This is a genomic window from Gammaproteobacteria bacterium (genome assembly GCA_030949385.1).
GTDB lineage: Bacteria > Pseudomonadota > Gammaproteobacteria > JAUZRS01 > JAUZRS01 > JAUZRS01.
The window spans coordinates 200,507-224,679 of sequence record JAUZSP010000002.1; the positions used below are offsets into that span (position 1 = coordinate 200,507).

Consider the following 24,173-nt stretch of genomic DNA (forward strand, 5'->3'; position numbering starts at 1 on the left):
CGGATCGCTCACTAAAACAACGAAGAACTCAACTCATTCACTGCCGCCAACATCTCGCCATCGTCGGTGAGGGCTTGGGCGATGGCGCTGGAGCAGGCGGTGACGGGGTTGATGCCGTCAACGATTAATTTTCCGGTGTGAACCAACAGGCGAGTACTGGCACCTTCGTCTAGGCCACTGCCTTTCAGATTGCGGGTCATCTGAGCAAACTTGACCAACTGGCGGGCGGTCTGTTGATCAACCCCGGTCTCTTTCTCGACGATCTTTTGTTCCAGTGCGCTGCTGGGGTAATCAAACTCCAAGGCCACAAATCGCTGCCGGGTGCTCTGCTTTAGATCTTTGAGCACACTTTGATAACCCGGATTGTAGGAGATCGCCATGCAAAAATCGTCAGGCGCTTCCAGTAACTCACCCAGTTTTTCCATCGGCAGATTGCGCCGATCATCGGTCAGAGGGTGGATCACCACGGTGGTGTCTTTACGCGCTTCGACAATTTCATCCAGATAACAGATGGCTCCGGCTTTCACTGAGGCGGCCAGCGGGCCATCCATCCAGACCGTTTCACCGCCACTGATTAAATAACGCCCGACCAGATCGGAGGCGGTCAGATCGTCGTGGCAGGAGACGGTGATCAGGGGGCGTTTGAGTCGCCACGCCATGTACTCCATAAAACGGGTTTTGCCGCAGCCAGTAGGGCCTTTGAGCAGCACCGGCAGTTGGTTGCGATAGGCTGCCTCAAAGATGGCAATTTCCTCGCCAATCGCTTCGTAATAGGGTTCATTTTTAACGTAGTGCTGTTCGGGTTTGATGCTGCGCGCCTTCATAACGGCTCCTCTCTGCCAATAAGTGATCTGGAGTCGAACGCTAACGTGAAGCGAGGGATTAAACAACCGTAGAATATACAGGGTTACTGGCACTCTATTGGGTCTGTTTATCACTGCATCGGAATTATCTATAGGATATTTGCTGCGAACCGGAGTATCTTTGCAGGTTGTATTTATGGGGCTGCGCAATCGTATTGATGTGATCAGCCACCTTTTCATCGAGTCTACGGCACCGTTTTTGGTGTCTGAGCCGTTTATTTGATCCTTTATGGAGGAGCGTAAATGACGGAAGTAATCGCAACCAACCAGACGATTCTGGTGGTCGGTGGTGGAGTGAGCGGTATGACCGCTGCTCTGGAAGCCGCTGAAATGGGTAAAAAGGTCGTTTTAGTTGAAAAACGGGCTTTTATTGGTGGTCGAATCACACAGTTGTATAAATATTTCCCTAAGCTGTGTCATCCAACCTGTGGTCTGGAGATCAATCAGCGCCGCGCTAAAATGAATCCGAATTTAACCATTCTGACTCTGGCGCAGGTGACGGATTTGACCGGTTCCGAGGGCAATTACAGCGCTAAGGTGACCATCAGTCCACGTTACGTTAATGAAAATTGCACCGCGTGTGGCGATTGTGCCAAGGCGGTGGATGCGGAGTTCGACAACGAATTTAATTACGGTCTTGGAGCGATGAAAAAGCGCAAAGGCGCTTATTTGCCGTACAACATGGCGCATCCGCAAACCTACGTTTTGGATCCGGCGATGATCGGCACCGAAGACGCAGAGAAAGCCAAAGCGGCCTGTAAATACAACGCCATCGACTTGGATATGCAAGAAGAGGTCTTGGAGCTGAACATCGGCGCGGTGATCTGGGCGACCGGTTGGCGGCCTTACGATGCGGCTAAAATTCAGCCTTACGGCTATGACCGCATCGCCAATGTCATTACCAGCGTTGAGTTTGAACGCATGATGGACGCTTCAGGCCCTACTGGGGGCAAGTTGATTCGTCCTTCTGATGGCAAAGAAGCCAAAGACGTGGCGTTTATCCAGTGTGCTGGTTCGCGGGATAGCAATCATCTTAAACACTGCTCGCGCATCTGTTGCATGGCTTCATTGAAACAGTCCACCTACGTCAGTGAGCAGTTTGCCGACAGTGGTAAATCCACCATTTATTACATCGACATTCGTGCCATTGACCGTTTTGAAGATTTTTACAAAAAGGTGCAGGCGAATAAAAACGTCTCCTTTGTGAAATCCAAAGTGGCCAACATCATTGAAGATAAAGCCACTGGCAATCCGATTTTGCGCGGTGTGGATACGGAAGGCTATCACCGTTATGAACAACCTCATGATCTGGTGGTGCTGGCGATTGGTATGGAGCCAAGCCTCAATGAAGCGGGTTTCCCAGGTGATGTGGTCATTAACGAACACGGCTTTATCGAACGTGATGAAAGCAACGGCGCGATTTTCGCCGCCGGTTGTGCGGCGGATGCGCTGGACGTGAACCGTGCGGTGCAAAGTGCAACGGCGGCTTCATTGCGAGCGATCCAAGTGGTGAATCGCGTTGCCAGAGCGGAGGGCTAAGACGATGGCAGACGAAAAGAAAGTAGGTGCTTATATTTGTTCTGGTTGTGGCATTGGTGATCGCCTGAACATGGGGCAGTTGGAGATGACCGCCACCCGCGACGGCAAAGCGAAAGTCTGTAAAACCCATGACTTCCTCTGTTCCAAAGCCGGTGTGCAGATGATTCAAGACGACATCGACAACGAAGGTGTTAATCAGTTGGCCATTGCGGCCTGTTCGCGCCGCGCTAAAGTTGAAGCGTTCAACTTCAGTGGTGTATCACAGACTCGCGTTAATTTGCGTGAAGGGGTGATCTGGGCGCGTCCTGAAGGCGACGAGCACACAGAAACCACTCAAGAGATGGCTGACGATTACGTCCGTATGGGTTGTCATGAGGTCAAAGCCATGAACGTTCCCACCGGCTCTGAAGAGCAGCCGTTGGTGAAAAGTGTGCTGGTGGTGGGGGGCGGGATTACCGGCCTGACCGCCGCGATTGAAAGTTTCAAAACCGGTTACTCCGTGACCTTGGTGGAAAAAAGCGGTGCTCTGGGTGGCATGGCGGGCGATCTGTACAAACGAGTGCCGACTCGTGCGCCGTACGCTGAGCCAGAAGAGACGGGGGTTGCTGAGTTGATTGAAGCGGTGAACGCCGCCGATGGCATCAGCGTACATCTGAACACCACCGTGACCAAAACCGCCGGTGCGCCTGGTCGGTTTGAGATTGATCTGAGCACCGAAAGCGGCAGCACGGAGACCGCCACGGTGGGTGCCATTGTGCAAGCGAGCGGCATGAAAGCTTACGATGCCAATCAGCTGCCGGAATTTGCGTATGGAAAACATGCCGATGTGGTGACCAACGTCGAGTTGGAAGCGTTGGCTAAAGCCGCCAACGGCGGGCCGATGAAACGGCCTTCCGATGGCAAAGAGATTAAAAGCGTTACCTTTATTCAGTGTGCCGGTCAGCGTTCTGAGAAAGAAGGTCATCTCTCTTACTGTTCGGGGTTCTGCTGCAATACATCCATCAAGCAGGCGATGTATTTCAAAGAGAGCAACCCCAATGCGGATACCACGATCCTGTTTACCGATCTGCGTACCCCAGGTGCGGGTGGCGAAGATTTCTATCGCTCTGGGCAGAAAAAAGGCATTCTTTTTTCTAAAGGCGAGGTCTCCGAAGTGGTGCCTTCTGCTGAGGGTCTGGAAGTCAAATTTAACGATCTGATTCTGGGCGAAGAGACCTCCATGCAGGCGGATTTGGTGGTGTTGGCCACCGGTCAAGTGCCGAATTCTGGCCCTGATCCTTACGCCGTTGCTCCAAGCAAAGAAGAGCAGGAAGCGGCTGAAGCATCGAACACCGTTGAGATCAGTGTTGAATCCATTCTGAACTTGGATTACCGTCAAGGTACCGATCTGCCGCATCTCTCCAACGGTTTTACCGATTCGCATTTCATTTGTTTCCCTTATGAAACCCGTCGTACGGGGATCTATTCAGCAGGGCCGGTACGTCGTCCGATGGACACCTTGCAGGCGCAAGACGATGCCATGGGCGCGGCGCTGAAAGCGATTCAATCCGCTGAAAATGCCGGTCAAGGTCGTGCCGCACATCCGCGTTCGGGGGATCTCTCTTATCCGCTGTTTAGCAAAGAAGGCTGTACGCAGTGCAAACGCTGTACAGTGGAGTGTCCCTTTGGTGCCATCGACGAAGACGAACGTGGCTTTCCGAAGTTCAATGAGTCCCGTTGTCGCCGTTGCGGTACCTGCATGGGGGCCTGTCCTGTACGGGTGATTTCCTTTGATAACTACTCCGTTGATACCGTGGGCAATCAGATCAAAAACGTCGATATTCCCGATGAGTTTGATGAAAAACCACGGATCTTGGTGCTGGCTTGTGAAAACGACGCTTATCCTGCACTGGATATGGGGGCTCAAAACGGCTACCACTACAGCCAGTGGGCACGGGTGATTCCGGTCCGCTGTTTAGGCTCGGTCAACACCGTTTGGTTAACCGATGCGCTTTGAGTGAAGGTTACGATGGTGTGGTCTTGATGGGCTGTCAAAAAGGGGATGACTATCAGTGTCATTTTGTCAAAGGATCTGAGGTGGCCAGCATGCGTATGGGTAAAATTGCCGATACGTTGCAGCAGTTGAGTCTGGAAGCGGAGCGGGTCTCGACTTATGAAGTGGCCATTACTGACATCCAACGTGCGCCGCAGTTGATCAACGATATGGCCGACACCATTGAGAAGATCGGTATGAGCCCCTTCAAATTCTAGGAGATCAAGATGAGCGAACTTAACACTGCGATGGTGGAAAAATATCGCAACAGTTTCCTCCATGAAGTGGAGGCCAACGTCGAACAGGGCGATTGGGTCAAGATGTGTATGCAGTGTGGGGTCTGTTCGGGTTCTTGCCCGCTCGGCTCGCACTGGGAACATTCACCCCAAAAGCTCTTTATGATGATTCGTGCCGGTAAGCGTGAAGAGGTGCTTAGCTCCGACTCCATGTGGATGTGTACCTCGTGTTACAACTGTGTGGTGCGTTGTCCGCGTGAAGTGCCGATCACCCACATCATGCACGGTTTGGCCAGTTACGCGAAGCGTTTGGGGCTGGTGCCTAAAGGGCAACAGACGGCCAAATTTGCCCAGCATTTCTGGGACAACCTGGTCAAAAAAGGTCGGGTTAACGAGCTGAAGTTGGGCTTGAACCTCTACTTTATGAACGGTTTTGCCGAGGGTGTTAAAACCTCGCTGAAGATGAAAGACATCGGTTTGGGCATGATGAGAACCAAGCGCATGAACCCGATGGAGATCTTCGGTGGCCATAAAGTGAAAGACCTTGACGGCTTCCAAGCGATGGTGAAAAAAGCCCAAGAGATCGAAACGTCCCGCATTGAAAAGAACATGAACGCCTAAGGAGCTGAACGATGGCGACTAAAGAATATTCGTTTTACCCAGGTTGCTCTTCGCAGAAGGGAGCCTCATCGTCCAACTACCTCATCTCGGTGAATTCGATGTGTGAGGAGTTGGACATTAAGCTGAATCACATTCCAGATTGGAACTGTTGTTCAGCGTCGATTGGTTACGCCAGTGGTGGCGAACTGCCGCGCATGGCGCTGTCGGCGCGCAACATTGCGCTGTCGGAAGAGCACAACCCGGGTCAAGAGATTGTGGCCACCTGTGCGGCCTGTTGGTTGGCGACCCGCGAAACTTCAGAGCGTTTGAAAGACAACAGCGACCTGATGGCGGAGACCAACGAAGCCTTGGCGATGGCGGGGTTGAAGTTGAAAAACGAAACCCCAATCAAGCACATGGTCGAGGTTTTGATTGAAGACTTTGGTTACGATGCCATTGGCGCGAAGGTGAAAAAACCACTGGAAGGGATCAAGATTGCCGGTTATGTCGGCTGTCAGACCAACCGTCCGTTTGGTATTGAGGGCGAATCTTTCGAGAACCCAAAATACTTGGACAAGTTGGTTGAGACCTTGGGCGCAGAGCCAATTGATAACTACGACAAAAAAGTTCAATGTTGTGGTGGTGCGCTGGCCTTCTCTGAGCCAGAGAAATCCCAAGCGATGATTAAAGACATCATTGAAGCGGCTTACGATGGCGGTGCCGAGATGATCGTCACCCCGTGTCCGGTCTGCCAGATGAACGTTGAGGTTTATCAAGATCAGATTAACGCCAAATACGGCACCAAGTTTAATATGCCAGTGACCTACTACTCCACTCTGATGAGTGTGGCGTACGGTCGTTCGGCAAAAGACTCGGCGCTGGATGGTCAGATCATTCGTGCGACTCGACTGGAAGAGATTGCCGCTAAATAAGCCGTAATTTTTGATGGTTGAAAAAAGCCCCGCTGAGGTTTCTTGGCGGGGCTTTTTTTGTGCTTGGAAGTTGCACCTTACGGCGGTAGGTGGAAAAATTTCCACCCTTGTTTTGATTCGGGCGAATATGGAATTTGCCCCTACAGCCTACCCTGTACCAAACAGTGATTTTAAATCCAACGTTATAGCAGGCAAAGCCTCAAGGCTGATCTCCCCCAAGGTTTCGAGCCGGTGTTGCTGTTGATAGGTTCCATCAATCGGCTGCCGATAAATCTCCAGTGCCTTGCCCTCCACATTGACAATCCAGATCTCAGGAATTTCCGCTTGCGCGTAGAGCGGCAGTTTGACCGTGCGGTCGTAACGCAGGGTGCTGTCGGCTACTTCAATAATCAGATAAATTTCTTCGGCTCTGGGGTGAGCGGAGCTGTAAAAATCATCACGGTAGTGCAACAGCGCAATGTCGGGTTGAGGTTCGGATAAGTCGCTGAGGATGACCGGGTCTTGGACTGAAATAATGGCTGCATGAGCCGCTGCTTGGTTACAAAGATGGCTGAGTTTTTTCACAATTCCGGCGTGTTGGCTGCCAATGGGTGCCATATCAATGACTTCTCCGGTAATGAGTTCAACATGATCTTGTGCAGATAAAATACCACTCTCCACCATGCGGTGATAATCGGCGATGCTGAAGCCGTGAGGGTGTGGCTCAAAGGGGGCGGCTGTGGCCATCGTGTTCTCCAATATGGGGAAAGTTGGCATTGGACGGATATTGGGCAGATATTGGGCGGAAAATATTCCGCCCCTACAGCAAGGTTAATCAAAATAGAGCGTAATGACCACCGTGATTGGCGATTTCTCTCATGACCGCTGTTTTGTCCGGTTTCTCTGCTCGTCGTTTTTCTATATGATTGGCCTCCTTTTTATCTCAATATCATCTAAGAAGCCTATATTTCATGGATAAATTGCTGATCAATGGGGGTCGCCCTCTGAGCGGTTCCGTGCGCATTTCCGGTGCGAAAAACGCCGTTCTGCCCATTTTGGCAGGTACTCTGCTCGCCCAAGGCACGGTGGTGGTGGAAAACGTCCCCCATCTGCACGATGTGACCACCATGATGGCGCTGCTGGGGCGAATGGGGATGCGGCTGACTTTGGATGAAAAGATGGCCATCGAAGCCGATGCCAGCGAGGTGACGGAGCTGGTCGCGCCTTACGAATTGGTGAAAACCATGCGTGCCTCCATTTTGGTGCTCGGCCCGCTGTTGGCGCGCTTTGGTCGAGCCGAAGTCTCTTTGCCCGGCGGCTGTGCCATTGGTTCGCGCCCCGTGGATCTGCATCTTGAAGGGCTGCGGGCGATGGGAGCCGAGATCGTGGTGGAGAACGGCTACATCAAGGCGCAGTGCGAACGCCTACAGGGTGCGCAGATTAATCTGTCGGTGGTGACGGTGACCGGCACGGAAAACTTAATGATGGCCGCTGCCTTGGCCAACGGCACCACGGTGCTGAATAACGCCGCTCGTGAGCCGGAAGTGGTGGATCTGGCCAATTTCCTTAACGGTATGGGGGCGAAGGTCTCTGGAGCTGGTACCCATACCATTACTATTGAAGGGGTTGAGCAACTCGAAGGTCAACGTTATCGAGTTACTCCAGACCGGATTGAGACCGGTACTTTTTTACTCGCAGCGGCCATCAGCGGTGGGCGTATTTTGGTGAAAGACACCGACCCCAGTTTGATGGGGGTGGTGTTGGATAAATTGGAAGAGGCCGGTGCGGTGTTGGACACCGGTTCCAACTGGATTGAGCTGGACATGCAGGGCGCACGGCCAAACGCGGTAGACATTTGCACCGCCCCTTATCCTGACTTTCCCACCGACATGCAGGCGCAATTTATGGTGCTGAATGCGGTGGCCGATGGCGTGGGTCGCATCACCGAAACGGTGTTTGAAAACCGTTTTATGCATGTGCAAGAGCTGCAACGCATGGGGGCTGATATTCGCATTGAAGGCAATACGGCCATCGTTACCGGTGTTGCTCAATTGACCGGTGCGCCGGTAATGGCCACTGATTTGCGCGCGTCCGCCAGCTTGATTTTGGCAGGCATGATTGCCACCGGTCAGACGGTGGTGGATCGCATTTATCACATTGACCGTGGTTACGAACGCATTGAAGAGAAGCTGGCGCTGTTGGGTGCCAGCATTCGTCGTCTTCCCGACTGAATTTCATGAGTACAACAATGAAACATGGATTAACCATTGCCCTCTCTAAAGGGCGGATTTACAAAGAGACCTTGCCTCTGTTGGCCGCTGCCGGTATCGAGCCGTTGGATGACCCTGAAAAGAGCCGAAAGCTGATTTTGGATACCAATCATGATGATGTGAAGTTGGTCATTATTCGTGCCTCCGATGTGCCAACCTACGTTCAGTACGGTGCAGCGGATGTGGGTGTGGCGGGCAAAGATGTTTTGATGGAGCACGGTGGCGAGGGCTTGTATGAGCCGCTGGATCTGAAAATCGCCCGTTGCAAATTGATGACCGCAGGTCCCGTTGGTTTTGTGGAGCCAAAACAGGGACGGCTGCGCATTGCGACCAAGTTTGTCAACTGCGCGCAACGTTATTTTGCTGAGCAAGGGCGACAAGTGGAGGTGATCAAGCTCTACGGTTCGATGGAGTTGGGGCCGATTGTGGGGCTGTCCGATCTGATCGTGGATGTGGTGGACACGGGCAACACCTTGCGCGCCAACGGCTTGGAGCCGATGGATCACATTGCTGACATCAGCTCCCGCTTGGTGGTCAATAAAGCGTCGATGAAAATGAAACACGCCCGAGTGCAGCAGCTGATTGAACGCTTTGCCGCTGCGGTTGAGTCTGAGTAAGGAAAGAGCGATGAAATATCAAACCGACGATTTGCGCATTGTTGAGATTAAAAAACTGCTGAAACCCCGCGAGCTGCACGCCCAGCACCCGCTCAGTGAGGCGGCAGCCAAGACGGTGTTTGAAGCGCGCCAAGGTATTGGCGATATTTTGCATAACCGTGATGATCGTTTGCTGGTGATTGTTGGCCCCTGTTCCATTCATGACCCAAAAGCGGCGCGTGATTATGCGAGTAAATTACAGGCGGTCAGCCAAGAACTGAAAAAAGAGCTGCTGATTGTGATGCGGGTTTATTTTGAAAAACCACGCACCACCGTCGGCTGGAAAGGGCTGATTAATGACCCCGATCTGGATGGCAGTTTTGAGATCAACAAAGGTTTGGGGCTGGCGCGCCACCTGCTGTCAGACATTGCCGAAATGGGTTTGCCTGCCGGTACCGAATATCTGGATCTGATCAGCCCGCAGTACGTTGCCGATCTGGTCTCTTGGGGGGCGATTGGCGCGCGCACCACCGAAAGCCAAGCGCACCGTGAATTGGCCTCGGGTTTGTCTTGTCCGGTGGGCTTTAAAAACGGCACCGACGGTGGCTTGCAGGTGGCGGTGGATGCCATCGGTTCGGCTTCGCGGCCACATAATTTTCTCTCGGTGACCAAGGGCGGCAATTCGGCTATTTTTGCCACCAGTGGCAACCCCGATTGCCATGTGATTCTGCGCGGCGGCAAGCAGCCCAATTACGATGCCGCCAGTGTTGATGATGCCTCCGGTTTGTTGAGCAAAGCCAGCCTGCTGCCGCGTTTGATGGTGGATTGCAGCCACGCCAACAGCCGTAAAATGCCCGAACGGCAGGGGGACGTGTGCCGCGATGTGGCGCATCAAGTGGCCAACGGCGATGAGCGTATTTTTGGTTTGATGTTGGAGAGCCATCTGGTGGCGGGACGGCAGGATGTCATTGACGTGGATGATTTGGTTTACGGTCAGAGCATCACCGATGCCTGCATTGATTGGCAGAGCACGGTGCCGTTGCTGCATGAATTGGCCGCAGCGGTGCGTGAACGGCGCAGCTTGAAACAGACTGAGGAGGCGCTGTGATGGCGATGATAAAACGCTTAAATTCAGCAGAGAACGAATTTCAGAGTGATTTGGAGTCGTTGTTGGCGTGGGAGAGTGGCTCTGATGAGGCGATTCAAGCGCGGGTGGCGGAGATTTTGGCGGCAGTTAAAACGCAAGGCGATGCCGCACTGCTGGAGTACACCGCTCGTTTTGATGCCCTGAGTGTGGATTCGATGGCCGAGTTGGAGATTCCGCAAGCGCGTCTGCGTCAAGCGTTGGAGAGCATTCCAAAAGTGCAACGTGAAGCCCTGCGTCTCTCGGTGCAACGTCTGCAAGCCTACGCTGAACATCAAAAGATGAGTTCGTGGAGTTTCACCGAAGACGACGGCACGGTTTTGGGTCAGCAGGTAACGCCGCTGGATCGAGTCGGTTTGTATGTGCCGGGCGGCAAGGCGGCTTATCCTTCCTCGGTGTTGATGAACGCCATCCCCGCTAAAGTGGCGGGGGTGGCGGAGTTGATTATGGTGGTGCCCACTCCCGGCGGTGAGGTCAATGAATTGGTCTTGGCTGCGGCCTGTTTGGCGGAGGTGGATCGCGTTTTCACCGTCGGTGGCGCGCAAGCGGTGGCGGCTTTGGCTTACGGCACAGAAACGGTGCCACCGGTGGATAAGATCGTCGGCCCTGGCAATATTTACGTCGCCAGTGCCAAACGCATGGTGTTTGGCACCGTGGGCATCGACATGATTGCTGGGCCGTCAGAGATTTTGATCATCTGTGATGGCAAAACCGATCCCGATTGGATTGCGATGGATCTGTTTTCACAAGCGGAACATGACGAAGACGCGCAGTCTATTTTGCTCTGCCCCGATGCGGCGTATCTGGATCAAGTGGAGGCGAGTATTGAGCGGCTGATGGATGAGATGCCACGGCGGCAGATCATCGAAACCTCCCTCAGTGAGCGTGGGGCGTTGATTCAGGTCAAGGATTTGGATGAGGCGGTGCGTATTGCCAACTTTATCGCGCCAGAACATCTGGAGCTGTCGGTGGAGAACGCCGAGGATATGGCTAAGGAAATTCGTCACGCGGGCGCGATCTTTATGGGGCGTTTCACCGCTGAGGCGTTGGGTGATTATTGCGCCGGTCCGAATCATGTGCTGCCCACTTCGCGTACGGCGCGTTTCTCGTCGCCGTTGGGGGTGTACGATTTTCAAAAACGCTCCAGCTTGATCGGCTGCTCTGCTGAGGGCGGTTCAACGCTGGGGCGCACCGCGTCTATTTTGGCGCACGGTGAGGGCTTGGTGGCTCATGCACGTTCGGCTGAGTATCGGATTAAGTCGTAGCGTGTTTTTGTGGAGACAAGCGTCTGTTAATTGAGACTTGTGGTGGTAAATGAGAGGTGGTATCTACGAGGTGGGTCTTTATGAACGATAACCAGTATGTGGTTGGTTGAGCGCCTTGAAGAAAAAGCCGCCTTTACAGAATCCAAATCAGCTTTATCAGCAGATACAAAGCTGGGCAGCGGAGCTGGGTTTTCAGCAACTGGAAGTCACCGACACCGACCTGAACCACATCGAAGCCTATTTTGAGTCGTGGCTGGCGCGCGGTTTTATGGGTTCCATGAGCTACATGGCGCGCCACGGCAGCAAACGCACCCGCCCGGCGGAGCTGGAGCCAGGCACCTTACGGGTGATTTCGGTGCGGATGAATTATCACTCCACCGGAGGCCGACGACACCGATTCAGGTGCTGCAAGACCCCAGTTTAGCCTACCTCTCTCGTTACGCCTTGGGGCGTGATTACCACAAAGTGATGCGGAAAAAATTGCAAAAGCTGGCGGACAAAATGGCCGCTGAGGTGGGTGAGTTTGGTTATCGGGTGTTTGTGGACAGCGCGCCGGTAATGGAAAAACCGCTGGCAGAAAAGGCCGGTCTCGGCTGGATCGGTAAACACACCAACTTAATCAATAAAAAAGCCGGTTCGTGGTTTTTTCTCGGTGAGATCTACACCGATCTGCCCTTGCCGGTTACGCCATCGGGTTTGAATCAGAGCCATTGTGGTAACTGTTCGGCCTGCATGACGGTCTGTCCAACGCAGGCGATTATCGCCCCTTACGAGCTGGATGCGCGGCTCTGTATCTCTTATCTCACCATTGAATATGACGGTTTTATTGCCGATCCGCTGGCCTCTCAACTGGGCAACCGCATCTACGGTTGTGATGATTGCCAATTGGTCTGCCCGTGGAATCGCTTCTCAAAAATCAGTGAGGAGGCGGATTTTGCTGTGCGTCACGGTCTGGATCGAGCGGCGTTGCTGGATCTTTATCAGTGGAGTGAGGCGCAGTTTTTAGAACGGTTTCAAGGCTCACCGGTACGCCGCATCGGTTATCAACGTTGGTTGCGTAATTTGACCATTGGCTTGGCTAATGGTGAAGCGTCGGTTGCGGTGCAAGCGGCGTTGCAGGTTCGTTTGGCTGAGTCTGAGGGGGTGTTGAAAGAGCAGATTGGCTGGGCTTTGGCGAAGCTAAGGCGACAAGATCCTGTTTAATCCAAGCCTCTTAAGTGCGTCTCAACGTGGTTGGCGAAACCGTCTCCGGCTTCGGTGTAGATATTGAACACCGTGGTGGCACCGGCTTCTTTGAGCTGCTCCACCTCGTCGGGGAAGTGCGCCACAGACGCAATGTACCCGCCAAAGGCAGTGGCGTTCAGCTCCTGTAGAGCAGCCAAATTGGCGTGCAGATTAGGCAGTGCTAATAAGACGTGTTTGATGGCGTGGTTCTCCTCTACTTTTTCCCAAAAATCGGTGTCGCAGGGGTCGCCGTGCAGCACGTTGCGTTTCAGTTTTTGATGTTTTATGACCCGCTCTTCGTCAAAGTCGATGCCCACCACTGTCTCACCGTGCAGTGAGCGCATGGTGTCGTACGCGCCGCTGCCGACGCGCCCCATGCCAAATACGGCTACGCTGGCACCGAAGGTGTTGAGCACACGGTCGTCTTCCAAGCGTTCGGGGTGCTGAAAGGTGAGCCAGAATGAGCGAAAACGGTTGTAAAGTCGGTCATCGTAGCTGTTTAAGGGGGCTGAAATGACAAAGGATAGCGCCAGTGTCACGGCCATGATTACCAGCCAATCGCTGCTTAGCCAGCCATTACTCACCGCTAATGCAATGACGATCAGGCCAAATTCGCTGTGGTTGGTGAGGTTCAAAGAGGCGAGCAGTGAGGTGCGAGAGCGCAGTTGAAAACGAGTCATCAGGGCAAAAAAGAGGGTGGATTTGATGAAAATTAATGGCACCAACAGCGCACCGATGAGCAGGGCTTCGATGGTCAGTTGCCCTGATAGGCCAATGGAGAGAAAAAAACCGACTAAAAAAAGCTCCTTAAAGGTGAGGATGCTGTTGGCCAGCTCTTTGGCTTTAGGGTGGCTGGAGATCAATACGCCCATCATCAAAGCTCCCAGATCGCCTTTTATGCCGACCGCTGCAAACAGTTCGGCTCCACCAAAGGTCAATAGCAGGGCGTAGAGCATCAACAATTCGCCGTGTCCGACTCGTTGCAACAGCGCTTGCAAGAGGGGGCGTAGCGGAATCAGCAACAGCAGTAACAGCGCCCAAGGTGAGGGGACTTTACCGGTGGAGGCGGCCAAGAAGAGCACTGCCACCAGATCTTGTATCACCAAGATACCGATGGCGATTTGGCCTCGCAGTGATCCCATTTCACCGATTTCTGAGAGGGCTTTGACCACAAAGACGGTGCTGGAAAAGCTGAGGGAGAAAGCGATTAACAACATCATTTTGAGATCAAGGGTGGCGAACAACGGCAGTTGAAGCATAACGAGAATAAAAATCAATAAGGCAACGAGGGCGCTGATAACGGCCATGTGCAGCAACGTTACTGCCCACACTTGGGGGCGGATCAGTACTTTGATGTTTAATTTGAGGCCGACAGTGAAGAGCAATAGGGTGATGCCAAGATCGGCCAGTTGTTGCAGTGTGTCGCCGCTTTCGACTCCCCATGCGCTGAGCAGAAAGCCGGTGACCAGAAAGCCAACTAAGGGCGGTAAGGTCATTGTTTTGGCCAGTAAGCCCAAACCAAGAGCGAGGGCGATCCAGATGATTTCTGTTGAGACTAAGCTGATTGATTCTAATTCCATCTATGTTCCGAATGTTGGGGTTAGTGCATTGAAAAAAGAGGGGCTAATACTACTGGTTTTTGACATGTTTAGTCTTGTATTGCAATGTCGGTAATGTATGTGATGTCTTTGGCCTTTCATTAAGTTGGTTCGTCTGGGCTGACGGTTGCGCTACACTAAGCGCCTTTTTGACCCCATGAGTAACGCTGCGATGAAAAAACAGTACGATGCCGCTTCCATTGAGGTTTTGAGCGGCCTTGATCCGGTGCGTAAACGCCCGGGCATGTACACCGATACGGTGCGCCCCAACCACTTGGGGCAAGAGGTGATCGACAACAGCGTCGATGAGGCGTTGGGTAACTTTGCCACCCGCATTGAAGTGACGCTGTTTAAAGACGGTTCATTGCAGGTGGTGGATGACGGTCGTGGGATGCCGGTGGATCAGCACCCTGAACTAAAACTGCCGGGGGTGGAGGTGATTCTCTCAACCTTGCACGCGGGCGGTAAATTTTCTCATGACAGCTACAACTTCTCCGGCGGCCTGCACGGCGTGGGGGTGTCGGTGGTCAATGCCCTCTCGAAACGGCTGGATGTCTGGATCAAACGCGATGGCCAAGAGCATCACATTGCTTTTGAGCAGGGCGAAAAGGCGGAAGAGCTGAGTGTCGTCGGTAAAGTGGCGAAAAAGAAGAGCGGCACACGGCTGCGCTTTTGGCCGGAGGCGAGCTATTTTGATTCGGTCAGGTTTTCTGTTTCCCGTCTGAAACATCTTCTGAAGGCCAAAGCGGTGCTCTGCCCTGGTCTGTTGGTGAGTTTGATTCTGGAGAAAGAGGACGATGTTTTTGAGTGGTGTTACGAAGACGGCTTGTCGGATTATTTGGAGCAATCCTTAGAGGGGTTGCCTCAGTTGCCAGAAAAACCGTTTTTAGGCAGCTTGAGCGGTGAAACAGAACGGGTTGAGTGGGCGCTCTGCTGGTTGCCGGAGGGCGGCGAGGCGGTGACGGAGAGTTACGTTAACTTGGTGCCGACGGTGCAGGGTGGTACGCACGTTAACGGTTTGCGCAGCGGCTTGACCGAGGCGATGCGCGGTTTTTGTGAGCTGCGTAAATTGCTGCCTCGTGGGGTGAAATTGGCTCCCGATGACGTGTGGGATCGAGTCAGTTACATTTTGTCGGTGAAGATTCGTGAGCCGCAGTTTTCTGGGCAGACCAAAGAGCGCCTCTCTTCTCGTGAGTGTGCCGCTTTTGTCTCTGGGGTGGCCAAAGATGCCTTTGCGCTCTGGCTCAATCAGCACCCAAGTATGGGCGATGAGTTGGCACAGTTGGCCATTAGCAATGCGCAAAGTCGCCTCAAGGCAGGGAAAAAAATCGCGCGAAAAAGAATCACCAGCGGTCCGGCGTTGCCAGGTAAATTGGCGGACTGCACCACTCAAGATCTGGAGCGCGGCGAGCTGTTTTTGGTGGAAGGCGATTCGGCAGGTGGTTCGGCAAAACAGGCGCGAGATCGCGAGATCCAGGCGGTGATGCCGCTGCGCGGTAAAATTCTCAATACGTGGGAGGTGGATTCGGAGCAGGTGTTGGCTTCGCAAGAGGTGCATGACATTGCCGTGGCGTTGGGTTTGGAGCCAGGCAATCCTGATTTGAGCAAATTGCGTTACGGCAAGGTCTGTATTTTGGCCGATGCGGATTCCGATGGGCTGCACATTGCGACGCTGTTGTGTGCCTTGTTTGTGCGCCACTTTGCTTCTTTGGTGGCGGCGGGTCATGTGCATGTGGCATTGCCGCCGCTGTATCGCATTGATGTGGGCAAGGAGGTGTTTTACGCCGTGGATGACGCAGAGCAGCGGGGCATTTTGGATCGCATTGCGGCGGAGAAGAAAAAGGGCAAAATCAGCATCACCCGTTTTAAAGGTCTGGGTGAGATGAACCCCTTGCAGTTGCGGGAGACCTCAATGGCTCCCGACACCCGTCGCCTGTTGCAATTGACCATTGAAGAGGGTGATCAGACCAATGCCATGTTGGATATGCTGTTGGGCAAAAAACGCGCCTCGGATCGTCGTGCTTGGTTGCAGGAGAAGGGCAATTTGGCGGATGTGGGGTAAGGATTATGAGTTTGCTAAAAACGTTTCATCTTGAAGAGAGGAAGGTGGAGATTTTTCACCGTGGTGAGGAAGTGGTTCTACGTCCGAAAAGAGGAGGTTTAGCGGCAGCCTTGTTACATTTGAGGCCACTGCCCGATGATTTTTTTTCTGAGCCAAGAGATCTGCCTGCTGAGATACGAAAGGTGTTGTTATGAACGTGTGTGAAAGCACAAAAAGGTAACGCTATGAGTCAGCATCTGTTTGCACAAAACACCATCGCTATGGTTTGGGATTTTGATAAAACCTTGATCTCTGGCTACATGCAGGAGCCGCTGTTTGATGAGTACGGCGTGGATAAAAAACGTTTTTGGGCGGAGGTGGCAGCTCTGCCAGAGGAGTATAAAAAACGCGGGGTGCAGATGATCTCCAGTGAGATTGTTTATCTAAACCACATTCTCTCCTACGCGCGCGCGGGTACCTTTGCCGGTTTGAACAATCGCAAACTGAAAAAACTCGGTGAACGACTGAATTTTTTCCCTGGATTGCCAGACGTGTTCAAAAACTTACAGCAGCGTTTGATGCAATGTGCTGAGTATCAGCGCCATGAAATCACCTTAGAACATTACATTGTCAGCAGCGGTTTGCGCCAGATGATCGTTGGCAGTGAGATTGCACCCTTTGTGGACGGTGTGTGGGGCTGCGAATTACTGGAGGGAATGGCCGCCGATTCGGTGGTCTGTCAGTTGGGTTATGTGTTGGACAATACCAGCAAAACCCGGGCGTTGTTTGAGATTAATAAAGGCAGTAACAAACATCCAGAGATTGATGTGAACGGCCAGATGAACGCCGAAGATCGGCGTATTCCGTTTCAAAATATGATCTACATTGCCGACGGTCCCAGTGATGTGCCGGTGTTTTCGCTGTTGAATTCTCACGGCGGTAAAACCTTTGCCGTCTACGCCAAAGGTTCCGAGGCGCAGTTCAAGCAGGTGAACGCATTGCAGCAGCAGGGTAGAGTGAACTCGTTTGGTGAGGCGGATTATCGTCAAGGCTCACAAACCTGCATGTGGTTGCAAAACGCGCTGGAGGAGATCGCCTCACGGATGGTCAAGGGCCGTGAACGGGTCTTGGGTGAAAAGGTGGGTGATGCGCCGCAACATCTGTCGGAGTGAATGACAGAATACTTAGCCGTTATGAGCTCCATTATGTAGATACAAATTGGGACTTGGTTTTGACTCAAAAAGCCGATTGGCAGTACATCGGAATAAAATATATTTTTTACTTGCCAATGTTAATTTTCGTCCGTACAATGCGCCTTCCAGATGCGGGGTGGAGCAGTCTGGCAGCTCGTCGGGCTCATAACCCGAAGGTCGTAGGTTCGAATCCTGCCCCCGCTACCAAATGCAGTATCAAACAAGGCTCCTGAGTAAGGGGCCTTTTTTGTAGATGACAATAAAAGGTATTTTTAGCCAACATGCGTAAAGCGCCAGCAAATATTTGGGATTGTGTTAATCCCGTCGTAGAAGGCCTAGGTTATGAGCACGTGGGCAGTGAATATCTACGTCGCCATGACGGCAATTTGTTGCGTGTTTACATAGATCGTCCCGAGGGCATTGGCGTAGAAGATTGCGCCACGGTCAGCCGTCAGTTGGGCGCGGTGTTGGAGGTGGAAGAACCCATTGTGGATGCCTACACTTTGGAGGTCTCTTCCCCTGGTACAGATCGACCCATTTTTAAGGTCTCTGATTACCAGCGTTTTGTTGGCCAAGAGGTTCGTTTGCGTTTACAGGTGCCGAGCGCTGAGGGTCGGAAGAAATTTAAAGGTCTGTTGATTGAAGTGACAGATGAGACACTGCTGATTGAAGTGGACGGCCTTGACTATCAATTGGCGCTTGACGATGTGGATGAAGCTCGTTTGGTTCCCCGTTTTGGGTGAGTGTACGTTTTTGAAAGCACAATTTTCTGGACTCTTGTGGAGACGTGTCGGTTATGAATAAAGAGATCCTCTTGGTTGTTGATGCCGTTTCTAATGAAAAGGGCGTTGATAAGGAAATAATATTCCAGGCGTTGGAAGCGGCTTTGGCCTCTGCTACGCGAAAAAATTACAGTGCGGACATTGATGTACGAGTAGCGATTGATCGGGAAAGTGGGGCTTACACCACTTATCGTCGCTGGGAAGTGCTTGAGGATGATGAGAAACAAGAGCATCCCACGCGCCAGATCTGTCTCACCGTTGCGCAGATGGATGCGCCTGATATTCAGCTTGGTGAGTTCTCTGAAGATGAGGTTGAGTCGGTTAAGTTTGGTCGCATTGCGGCACAAACCGCCCGCCAAGTGATTGTACAAAAAGTACGTGAAGCGGAACGGGCGCGCGTGGTGGATGCCTATCTTGATCGTGTTGGTGAGTTGCTGATGGGCGTGGTCAAGCGCGTTGATCGTAACGGCGTTTATCTGGATTTGGGTAATAATGTCGAAGCTTTTGTGGCGCGTGATGAGCTGATTCCTCGTGAGGCGGTACGCCCTGGGGATCGTTTGCGCGGCTACCTTAAGGAAGTACGCACCGAAAGCCGAGGCCCGCAACTGTTTGTCAGTCGCACCTCACCTGAGTTTTTGCAGGCGCTGTTTAAATTAGAAGTGCCAGAGGTGGGTCAAGAGATGATCGAAATCATGGGCGCAGCGCGTGATCCTGGCGCACGCGCCAAGATCGCGGTGCGTTCTAATGATCCGCGCCTTGATCCTGTGGGAGCCTGTGTGGGTATGCGGGGTTCGCGGGTACAGACGGTCTCGAATGAGTTGTCAGGCGAGCGGGTTGATATTATCCTCTGGGACGAAAATCCAGCGCAGTTTGTCATTAATGCCATGTCTCCGGCTGAAGTCCTCTCCATTGTGGTGGATGAGGACAAACATTCGATGGACATTGCTGTTGAGGGTGAAAAGCTCTCTTTGGCCATTGGGCGTAACGGCCAAAATGTGCGTTTGGCCAGTGAGTTGACCGGTTGGTCGCTGAACGTCATGGATGAAGCGCAGGTGGATGAGAAAAACGAGAATGAAGCTCGTGAGACTCTAAAGCTGTTTGTCGCGCAGCTGGATGTGGATGAAGAGGTGGCTCTGATTCTGGTTCAGGAAGGGTTCAGCAGCGTCGAAGAGGTGGCTTATGTGCCGACTCAGGAGTTACTGGATATTGAAGAGTTTGATGAAGATACGGTGTCTGAGTTACGAAATCGTGCTCGTGATGCCTTGTTGATCAAAGCCATTGCAACGGAGGAGAAATTGGAGGGTGATAAACCCGCTGAGGATCTTCTGGCAATGGAAGGTATGGATCAAGACACAGCTTATGCCCTAGCGGGTTTGGGTGTGGTGAGTATGGAAGATTTAGCTGAGCAGTCCATTGATGAAATTATGGCAGTGGATGAAATGGATGAAGAGCGAGCAGCTGAATTAATTATGAAAGCGCGTGAACCGTGGTTTGCGGAAGACACACAACAAGATAAGAGCGTCGATTGAGATCGACCGGGAGATTTTGCTCATGACGGACGTAACCGTAAAGCAGCTGGCTGAGGTTGTTGGCACCCCGGTCGAGCGTTTAATAGAACAGCTCAATGAAGCCGGTATTGTAAAACAGAAAGCGGATGATCTGGTTAGCAATAAAGAAAAAATGCAGCTGCTGGATTCGCTGCGCAGCTCGCACGGCAAAGAGGAAGCCGCCGATGGCGCGCCGAGTAAGATTACTCTGCGCCGTAAACGCATGAGTACACTTAAGGTGGACTCCGGTGCCGCGCGTGGTAAAAAAACCGTCAATATCGAAGTTCGTTCCAAACGCACTTACGTCAAACGGACTAACGTTGCTGATGAAGAGGCGAAGAAGCAGGCGTTAGAAGAAGAGCGTCTGCGCCAAGAGCAGCTAGAGAAAGAGAAAGAAGAACAGCGTTTTCAAGAGGCTGAACGCCTTAAAGTTGAAGAAGAAGCGCGTGTTAAAGCTGAAGCTGACGCGAAATTGGCCGCTGAGCAGGCGCTTGTTAAAGCAGAAGCTGAGGCGAAAAAAGCCGAAGCAGATGCGAAATCAAAGGCTGAAGCAGCGAAGGCTAAGCCAAAACCGAAAGCTGACCAGCAAAAGCACCAGCAAAAGTAGATGCACGTAATAAACGTCCCGCTGCTGGGCAAAATAACAAAGGCGCTAAGTCCTCAGGCAGCAATACCCGTTACGGTCGTAACGAATTGCATGTGGCCAGTGGTCGTGGTGGCAAACGCAATAAAAAAGGCAAAGGTCGTGGTCGTGCGGCACCGGTGACGACAGAGACGCGGCATCGTTTTGAGAAGCCTGTTGAAGCCGTGGTTCGTGATGTTAAATTGGGTGAAACGATTACCGTTTCAGACTTGGCCAATATCATGTCGGTGAAAGCCACCGAAGTGATCAAAGAGATGATGAAGATGGGGGTTATGGCCACCATTAATCAAGTCATTGATCAAGAGACTGCCACCTTGGTAGTGGAAGAGATGGGGCATAACGTCATCCTCTCTTCTGGTGATGCGATGGAAAATTCATTGGCCAACAGCGATGAGGATCGGGGTGAGTTGGTCACCCGTCCACCGGTTGTGACTGTGATGGGTCATGTTGATCACGGTAAAACGTCTTTACTGGATTACATTCGTACCTCTAAAGTGGCTTCCGCTGAAGCTGGTGGCATTACTCAACATGTGGGTGCGTACCACGTTGAAACCGATAAAGGCATGGTCACCTTCCTTGATACGCCAGGACATGCGGCCTTTACCGCCATGCGTGCTCGTGGTGCCAAGAGCACCGATATTGTTGTCTTGGTTGTTGCCGCCGATGACGGTGTAATGCCACAAACCATCGAAGCGATTCAGCATGCAAAAGCAGCTGAGGTGCCGTTGGTGGTGGCAATCAATAAAATTGATAAACCGGATGCCGATCCCGAGCGAGTCAAAAACGAGCTCGGTAACCACAACGTCATTCCCGAAGATTGGGGTGGCGATGTGATGTTTGTTAATGTCTCGGCCAAAACCGGTGAAGGCATTGAGGATTTGCTGGATGCGTTGATTTTGCAAGCGGAATTCCTTGAATTAACGGCTTATGAAAAAGGCAGTGCCACCGGTGTGGTGGTGGAAGCGAGCTTAGATAAAGGTCGCGGTCCGGTTGCTACCATTTTGGTGCAGTCAGGTCTGCTTAAAAAGGGTGACACTCTGTTGGCCGGTACGGAATACGGTCGGGTGCGAGCGCTGTTTGATGAAGATGGTCTGCCGATTGAATCCGCAGGTCCTTCTATTCCGGTGGTGGTTTTGGGGCTTTCTGGTACACCGGAGGCCGGTGGCGAAATGATGGTCACCAAAGACGAGCGTAAAGCGCGTGAAGTGGCGCTTTATCGTCAAGGTAAATACCGTGATGTTCGCCTTGCTGCACGTAAACCAGCCAAGCTGGAAGATGTCTTTGCACAGATTAAAGACGGTGAGTTGCAGGTTCTGAACTTAGTGGTCAAGTGTGATGTGCAGGGCAGCTACGAAGCACTGCGCGACTCGCTGGAGAAAATTTCCACTGATGAAGTCAGTGTGCGGGTTATTGGTGGCGGTGTCGGTGGGATCAACGAATCAGATGTTCAGTTGAGCGTCTCTTCGAAAGCCATTTTGATCGGTTTTAATGTCCGTGCCGATGCTACCGCCCGTCGTTTGATCTCCGAACGTGAGGTGGAACCGTACTACTACAGCATCATCTACGAAGTCATTGATCAAGTACGCGGTGTGGCGTCTGGCCTGCTGGCTCCTGAAATTCAAGAGCGCATTATCGGTTTGGCTGAAGTGAAAGATGTGTTTAGTTCGCCTAAGTTTGGTGACATTGCCGGTTGCATGGTGATTGACGGTGCGGTGCGCCGTGCGGAACCGATTCGTGTCCTGCGTGACAACGTGGTGATTTACGAAGGTGAGCTGGAATCCCTGCGTCGCTTTAAAGACAATGTGGAAGAGGTTCGCATGGGTACTGAATGTGGTATCGGAGTGAAAAACTACAGTGATGTGCGCCCAGGTGATCAGATCGAAGTCTTTGAACGTAAAGAGGTGGCACGCACCCTTTAATTGGGGGCGTATTTAGGAGCCTTTTTTTATGGCCAATGATTACCCACGCAGCTTTCGGGTTGCCGATCAGATTCAGCGCGAACTGTCGCAACTGCTGCGCTTTGAGTTGAAAGATCCGCGCATCAGTGACATGTTGACCGTTTCCGAGGTGGAGGTGAGTCGAGATCTCTCTGTGGCGACGATCTTTGTCACCGTGATGGGGGATGACGACCGTCAAGAAGCGTTGAAGGGCTTGAACAGCGCCAGTGGTTTTATGCGCAAACAGTTGGCGGCACGCTTAAAGCTGCGCGCCGTGCCAATTTTGCGTTTTCGCTACGATGATTCTGCTGAGAAAGGCGCTGAATTGGCGGCTTTGATTGAAAAAGCGGTTCGTGATGATCATCCCAACGGCAATGACTCCAACTCCAACGACTGATTAAAATTGTAGATCTCGATAGGATCGTTATAATGACCCCCTTTTTTGCCCCTGCGGTGAGTCTGGGGGTTTGGCGTTTTTAAACTATGGCACGTAGAAGAGACAAAGGTCGTGCGGTTAACGGCATTATTTTGCTGGATAAACCGCAAGGCATCACCTCCAATAAAGTGTTGCAGAAGGTGAAGCAGTTGTTTGGTGCCAATAAAGCCGGTCATACGGGTAGCCTTGACCCTTTGGCTACCGGCATGTTGCCGCTCTGTTTTGGTGAAGGGACTAAGGTGTCGGCCTTTCTGTTGGATGCGAATAAGGAATATCACCTGATTGCTAAATTGGGTGAGAACACCACTACGGGTGATTCAGAGGGGGAGGTTCTTGATACCTTTTCTACTGCTGAATTGACCCTTGAGCGGGTACGTGAAGTGGTGGAGTCTTATCTGGGTGAGATTGATCAAGTGCCGCCGATGTTTTCGGCCATTAAACACGAAGGTCAACCGCTTTATAAGTTGGCTCGCCAAGGCATTATAGTAGAACGTAAGTCCCGTCGAATCACGATTTACGACTTAGAGCTGGTGAGTTTTATAGATGACCGTTTGGAGTTGAAAGTACGCTGCTCCAAAGGCACGTATGTAAGAACGTTAGTAGAAGACATTGGCCGCGACCTGAAGTGTGGTGGCCATGTGGTGATGCTGCGGCGTACCGCAGTGACACCGTATGAAGAAATGCCGATGGTGACACTGGAGACTCTGCAACAGACAGCGGAGCAAGGCGGTTTTGCGGCCTTAGATCAGTGTTTGCACGCGGTGGACACGGCGCTCGTTGCTTGGCCGTCGGTCTCTCTCAACGATGATATGGCGTATTACCTGAAAATGGGTCAAGCGGTGCAGGTGTCCAATGCACCGACTCAGGGGTTGTTGCGTCTCTATCAAAATGGAGAGCAGTTTATAGGCATGGGGTGCGTCGATGAAGATGGCAAAGTTGCACCCAAACGCCTGATCGTTGTGTAAGCAGCGTGGTTGATTTTGTCTGTTGCCGTCTATTTTTAGGAGTTATTTGATGTCTTGTTTAAATGCTGAAGAGAAAGCCGCCGTTGTTAAAGAGTACCAACAAGCGGAAGGTGATACCGGTTCCCCAGAAGTGCAAGTGGCACTGCTGACCGCACAGATCGTGCGTTTGAGTGACCATTTTGCCGATCACAAACACGATCACCATTCACGTCGTGGTCTGCTGCGGATGGTCAACCAACGTCGTAAATTATTGGATTACCTGAAAGGCAAAAACGTCAGCCGTTATCAGGATCTGATCAAAGGTCTTGGTCTGCGTCGTTAATTAACCGCTCTCTCATTGCAAGGAAATTA

At 52.2% G+C, this 24,173-nt stretch carries 17 protein-coding genes, 1 tRNA gene and 3 pseudogenes; 18 read left to right on the plus strand and 3 right to left on the minus strand.

All coding sequences use genetic code 11. The features are described 5' to 3' along the window. Nucleotides 1-11 precede the first annotated feature (11 nt). On the minus strand, nt 12-824 hold the full coding sequence (locus Q9O24_02965) for a CbbQ/NirQ/NorQ/GpvN family protein (protein ID MDQ7074116.1): 813 nt from the start codon (nt 822-824) through the stop codon (nt 12-14). 282 nt (nt 825-1,106) lie between these two features. Between Q9O24_02965 and Q9O24_02970 the strand changes: the two genes are divergently transcribed. From Q9O24_02970 to Q9O24_02985, 4 genes and pseudogenes are all read left to right on the plus strand, one after another. Further along, entirely contained in the window at nt 1,107-2,402 is a 1,296-nt protein-coding gene (locus Q9O24_02970) for an FAD-dependent oxidoreductase (protein MDQ7074117.1), read from the plus strand. A 4-nt stretch (nt 2,403-2,406) separates the two neighbouring features. Next, nucleotides 2,407-4,652, plus strand: a pseudogene (locus tag Q9O24_02975) (hydrogenase iron-sulfur subunit). Between the two features lie 9 nt (nt 4,653-4,661). Beyond that, nucleotides 4,662-5,291, plus strand: a complete 630-nt coding sequence (locus Q9O24_02980) for a 4Fe-4S dicluster domain-containing protein (GenBank protein MDQ7074118.1) — start codon at nt 4,662-4,664, stop codon at nt 5,289-5,291. Between the two features lie 11 nt (nt 5,292-5,302). After that, nucleotides 5,303-6,202, plus strand: a complete 900-nt coding sequence (locus tag Q9O24_02985) for a CoB--CoM heterodisulfide reductase iron-sulfur subunit B family protein (protein MDQ7074119.1) — start codon at nt 5,303-5,305, stop codon at nt 6,200-6,202. 147 nt (nt 6,203-6,349) lie between these two features. Here the strand turns inward: Q9O24_02985 and Q9O24_02990 are convergent, their stop codons facing one another. Further along, nucleotides 6,350-6,928, minus strand: a complete 579-nt coding sequence (locus tag Q9O24_02990) for a Uma2 family endonuclease (protein ID MDQ7074120.1) — start codon at nt 6,926-6,928, stop codon at nt 6,350-6,352. A 224-nt stretch (nt 6,929-7,152) separates the two neighbouring features. Between Q9O24_02990 and murA the strand changes: the two genes are divergently transcribed. The 5 genes and pseudogenes from murA (at nt 7,153) to queG (ending at nt 12,659) form a co-directional block, all read left to right on the plus strand. Then, nucleotides 7,153-8,412 (plus strand): UDP-N-acetylglucosamine 1-carboxyvinyltransferase, encoded by a 1,260-nt coding sequence (gene murA, locus Q9O24_02995; protein ID MDQ7074121.1) that lies wholly within the window; start codon nt 7,153-7,155, stop codon nt 8,410-8,412. A gap of 17 nt (nt 8,413-8,429) precedes the next feature. Continuing rightward, nucleotides 8,430-9,068 carry an ATP phosphoribosyltransferase gene (gene hisG / locus Q9O24_03000; GenBank protein ID MDQ7074122.1) on the plus strand — a complete coding sequence of 213 codons (639 nt, stop codon included), beginning with the start codon at nt 8,430-8,432 and terminating at the stop codon, nt 9,066-9,068. A gap of 10 nt (nt 9,069-9,078) precedes the next feature. After that, the gene (locus Q9O24_03005) at nt 9,079-10,155 is read left to right on the plus strand and encodes a 3-deoxy-7-phosphoheptulonate synthase (GenBank protein ID MDQ7074123.1); all 1,077 of its coding nucleotides are present in this window, start codon (nt 9,079-9,081) and stop codon (nt 10,153-10,155) included. Continuing rightward, a complete protein-coding gene (hisD, locus tag Q9O24_03010; GenBank protein ID MDQ7074124.1) occupies nt 10,155-11,456 on the plus strand; it encodes a histidinol dehydrogenase in 1,302 nt (433 codons plus the stop codon). The genes Q9O24_03005 and hisD overlap by 1 nt, the downstream gene beginning before the upstream one ends. 115 nt (nt 11,457-11,571) lie before the next feature. Next, nucleotides 11,572-12,659 (plus strand): annotated as a pseudogene (gene queG, locus Q9O24_03015) (tRNA epoxyqueuosine(34) reductase QueG). Here the strand turns inward: queG and Q9O24_03020 are convergent. Further along, complete coding sequence (locus Q9O24_03020; GenBank protein MDQ7074125.1) at nt 12,656-14,260, minus strand: cation:proton antiporter; 1,605 nt, start codon at nt 14,258-14,260, stop codon at nt 12,656-12,658. The pseudogene queG and the gene Q9O24_03020 overlap by 4 nt on opposite strands. 190 nt (nt 14,261-14,450) lie before the next feature. On the opposite strand from Q9O24_03020, the gene parE reads away from it, so the two are divergent. From parE to rpsO, 9 genes and pseudogenes are all read left to right on the plus strand, one after another. Further along, nucleotides 14,451-16,340, plus strand: a complete 1,890-nt coding sequence (gene parE, locus Q9O24_03025) for a DNA topoisomerase IV subunit B (protein ID MDQ7074126.1) — start codon at nt 14,451-14,453, stop codon at nt 16,338-16,340. 224 nt (nt 16,341-16,564) lie between these two features. Beyond that, on the plus strand, nt 16,565-17,491 hold the full coding sequence (locus tag Q9O24_03030) for an HAD family hydrolase (protein MDQ7074127.1): 927 nt from the start codon (nt 16,565-16,567) through the stop codon (nt 17,489-17,491). 151 nt (nt 17,492-17,642) lie between these two features. Continuing rightward, nucleotides 17,643-17,719 (plus strand) — tRNA-Met (locus Q9O24_03035). 74 nt (nt 17,720-17,793) lie between these two features. Beyond that, nucleotides 17,794-18,255, plus strand: a complete 462-nt coding sequence (gene rimP, locus Q9O24_03040; protein MDQ7074128.1) for a ribosome maturation factor RimP — start codon at nt 17,794-17,796, stop codon at nt 18,253-18,255. Between the two features lie 53 nt (nt 18,256-18,308). Then, a complete protein-coding gene (nusA, locus tag Q9O24_03045) occupies nt 18,309-19,823 on the plus strand; it encodes a transcription termination factor NusA (protein MDQ7074129.1) in 1,515 nt (504 codons plus the stop codon). Nucleotides 19,824-19,845: 22 nt separating this feature from the next. After that, a pseudogene (gene infB, locus Q9O24_03050) lies at nt 19,846-22,403 on the plus strand (translation initiation factor IF-2). Between the two features lie 28 nt (nt 22,404-22,431). Further along, nucleotides 22,432-22,818 (plus strand): 30S ribosome-binding factor RbfA, encoded by a 387-nt coding sequence (rbfA, locus tag Q9O24_03055; GenBank protein ID MDQ7074130.1) that lies wholly within the window; start codon nt 22,432-22,434, stop codon nt 22,816-22,818. Nucleotides 22,819-22,904: 86 nt separating this feature from the next. Further along, the gene (gene truB / locus Q9O24_03060; GenBank protein ID MDQ7074131.1) at nt 22,905-23,822 is read left to right on the plus strand and encodes a tRNA pseudouridine(55) synthase TruB; all 918 of its coding nucleotides are present in this window, start codon (nt 22,905-22,907) and stop codon (nt 23,820-23,822) included. Nucleotides 23,823-23,871: 49 nt separating this feature from the next. Continuing rightward, nucleotides 23,872-24,144 (plus strand): 30S ribosomal protein S15, encoded by a 273-nt coding sequence (gene rpsO / locus Q9O24_03065; protein MDQ7074132.1) that lies wholly within the window; start codon nt 23,872-23,874, stop codon nt 24,142-24,144. Nucleotides 24,145-24,173: the final 29 nt, after the last annotated feature.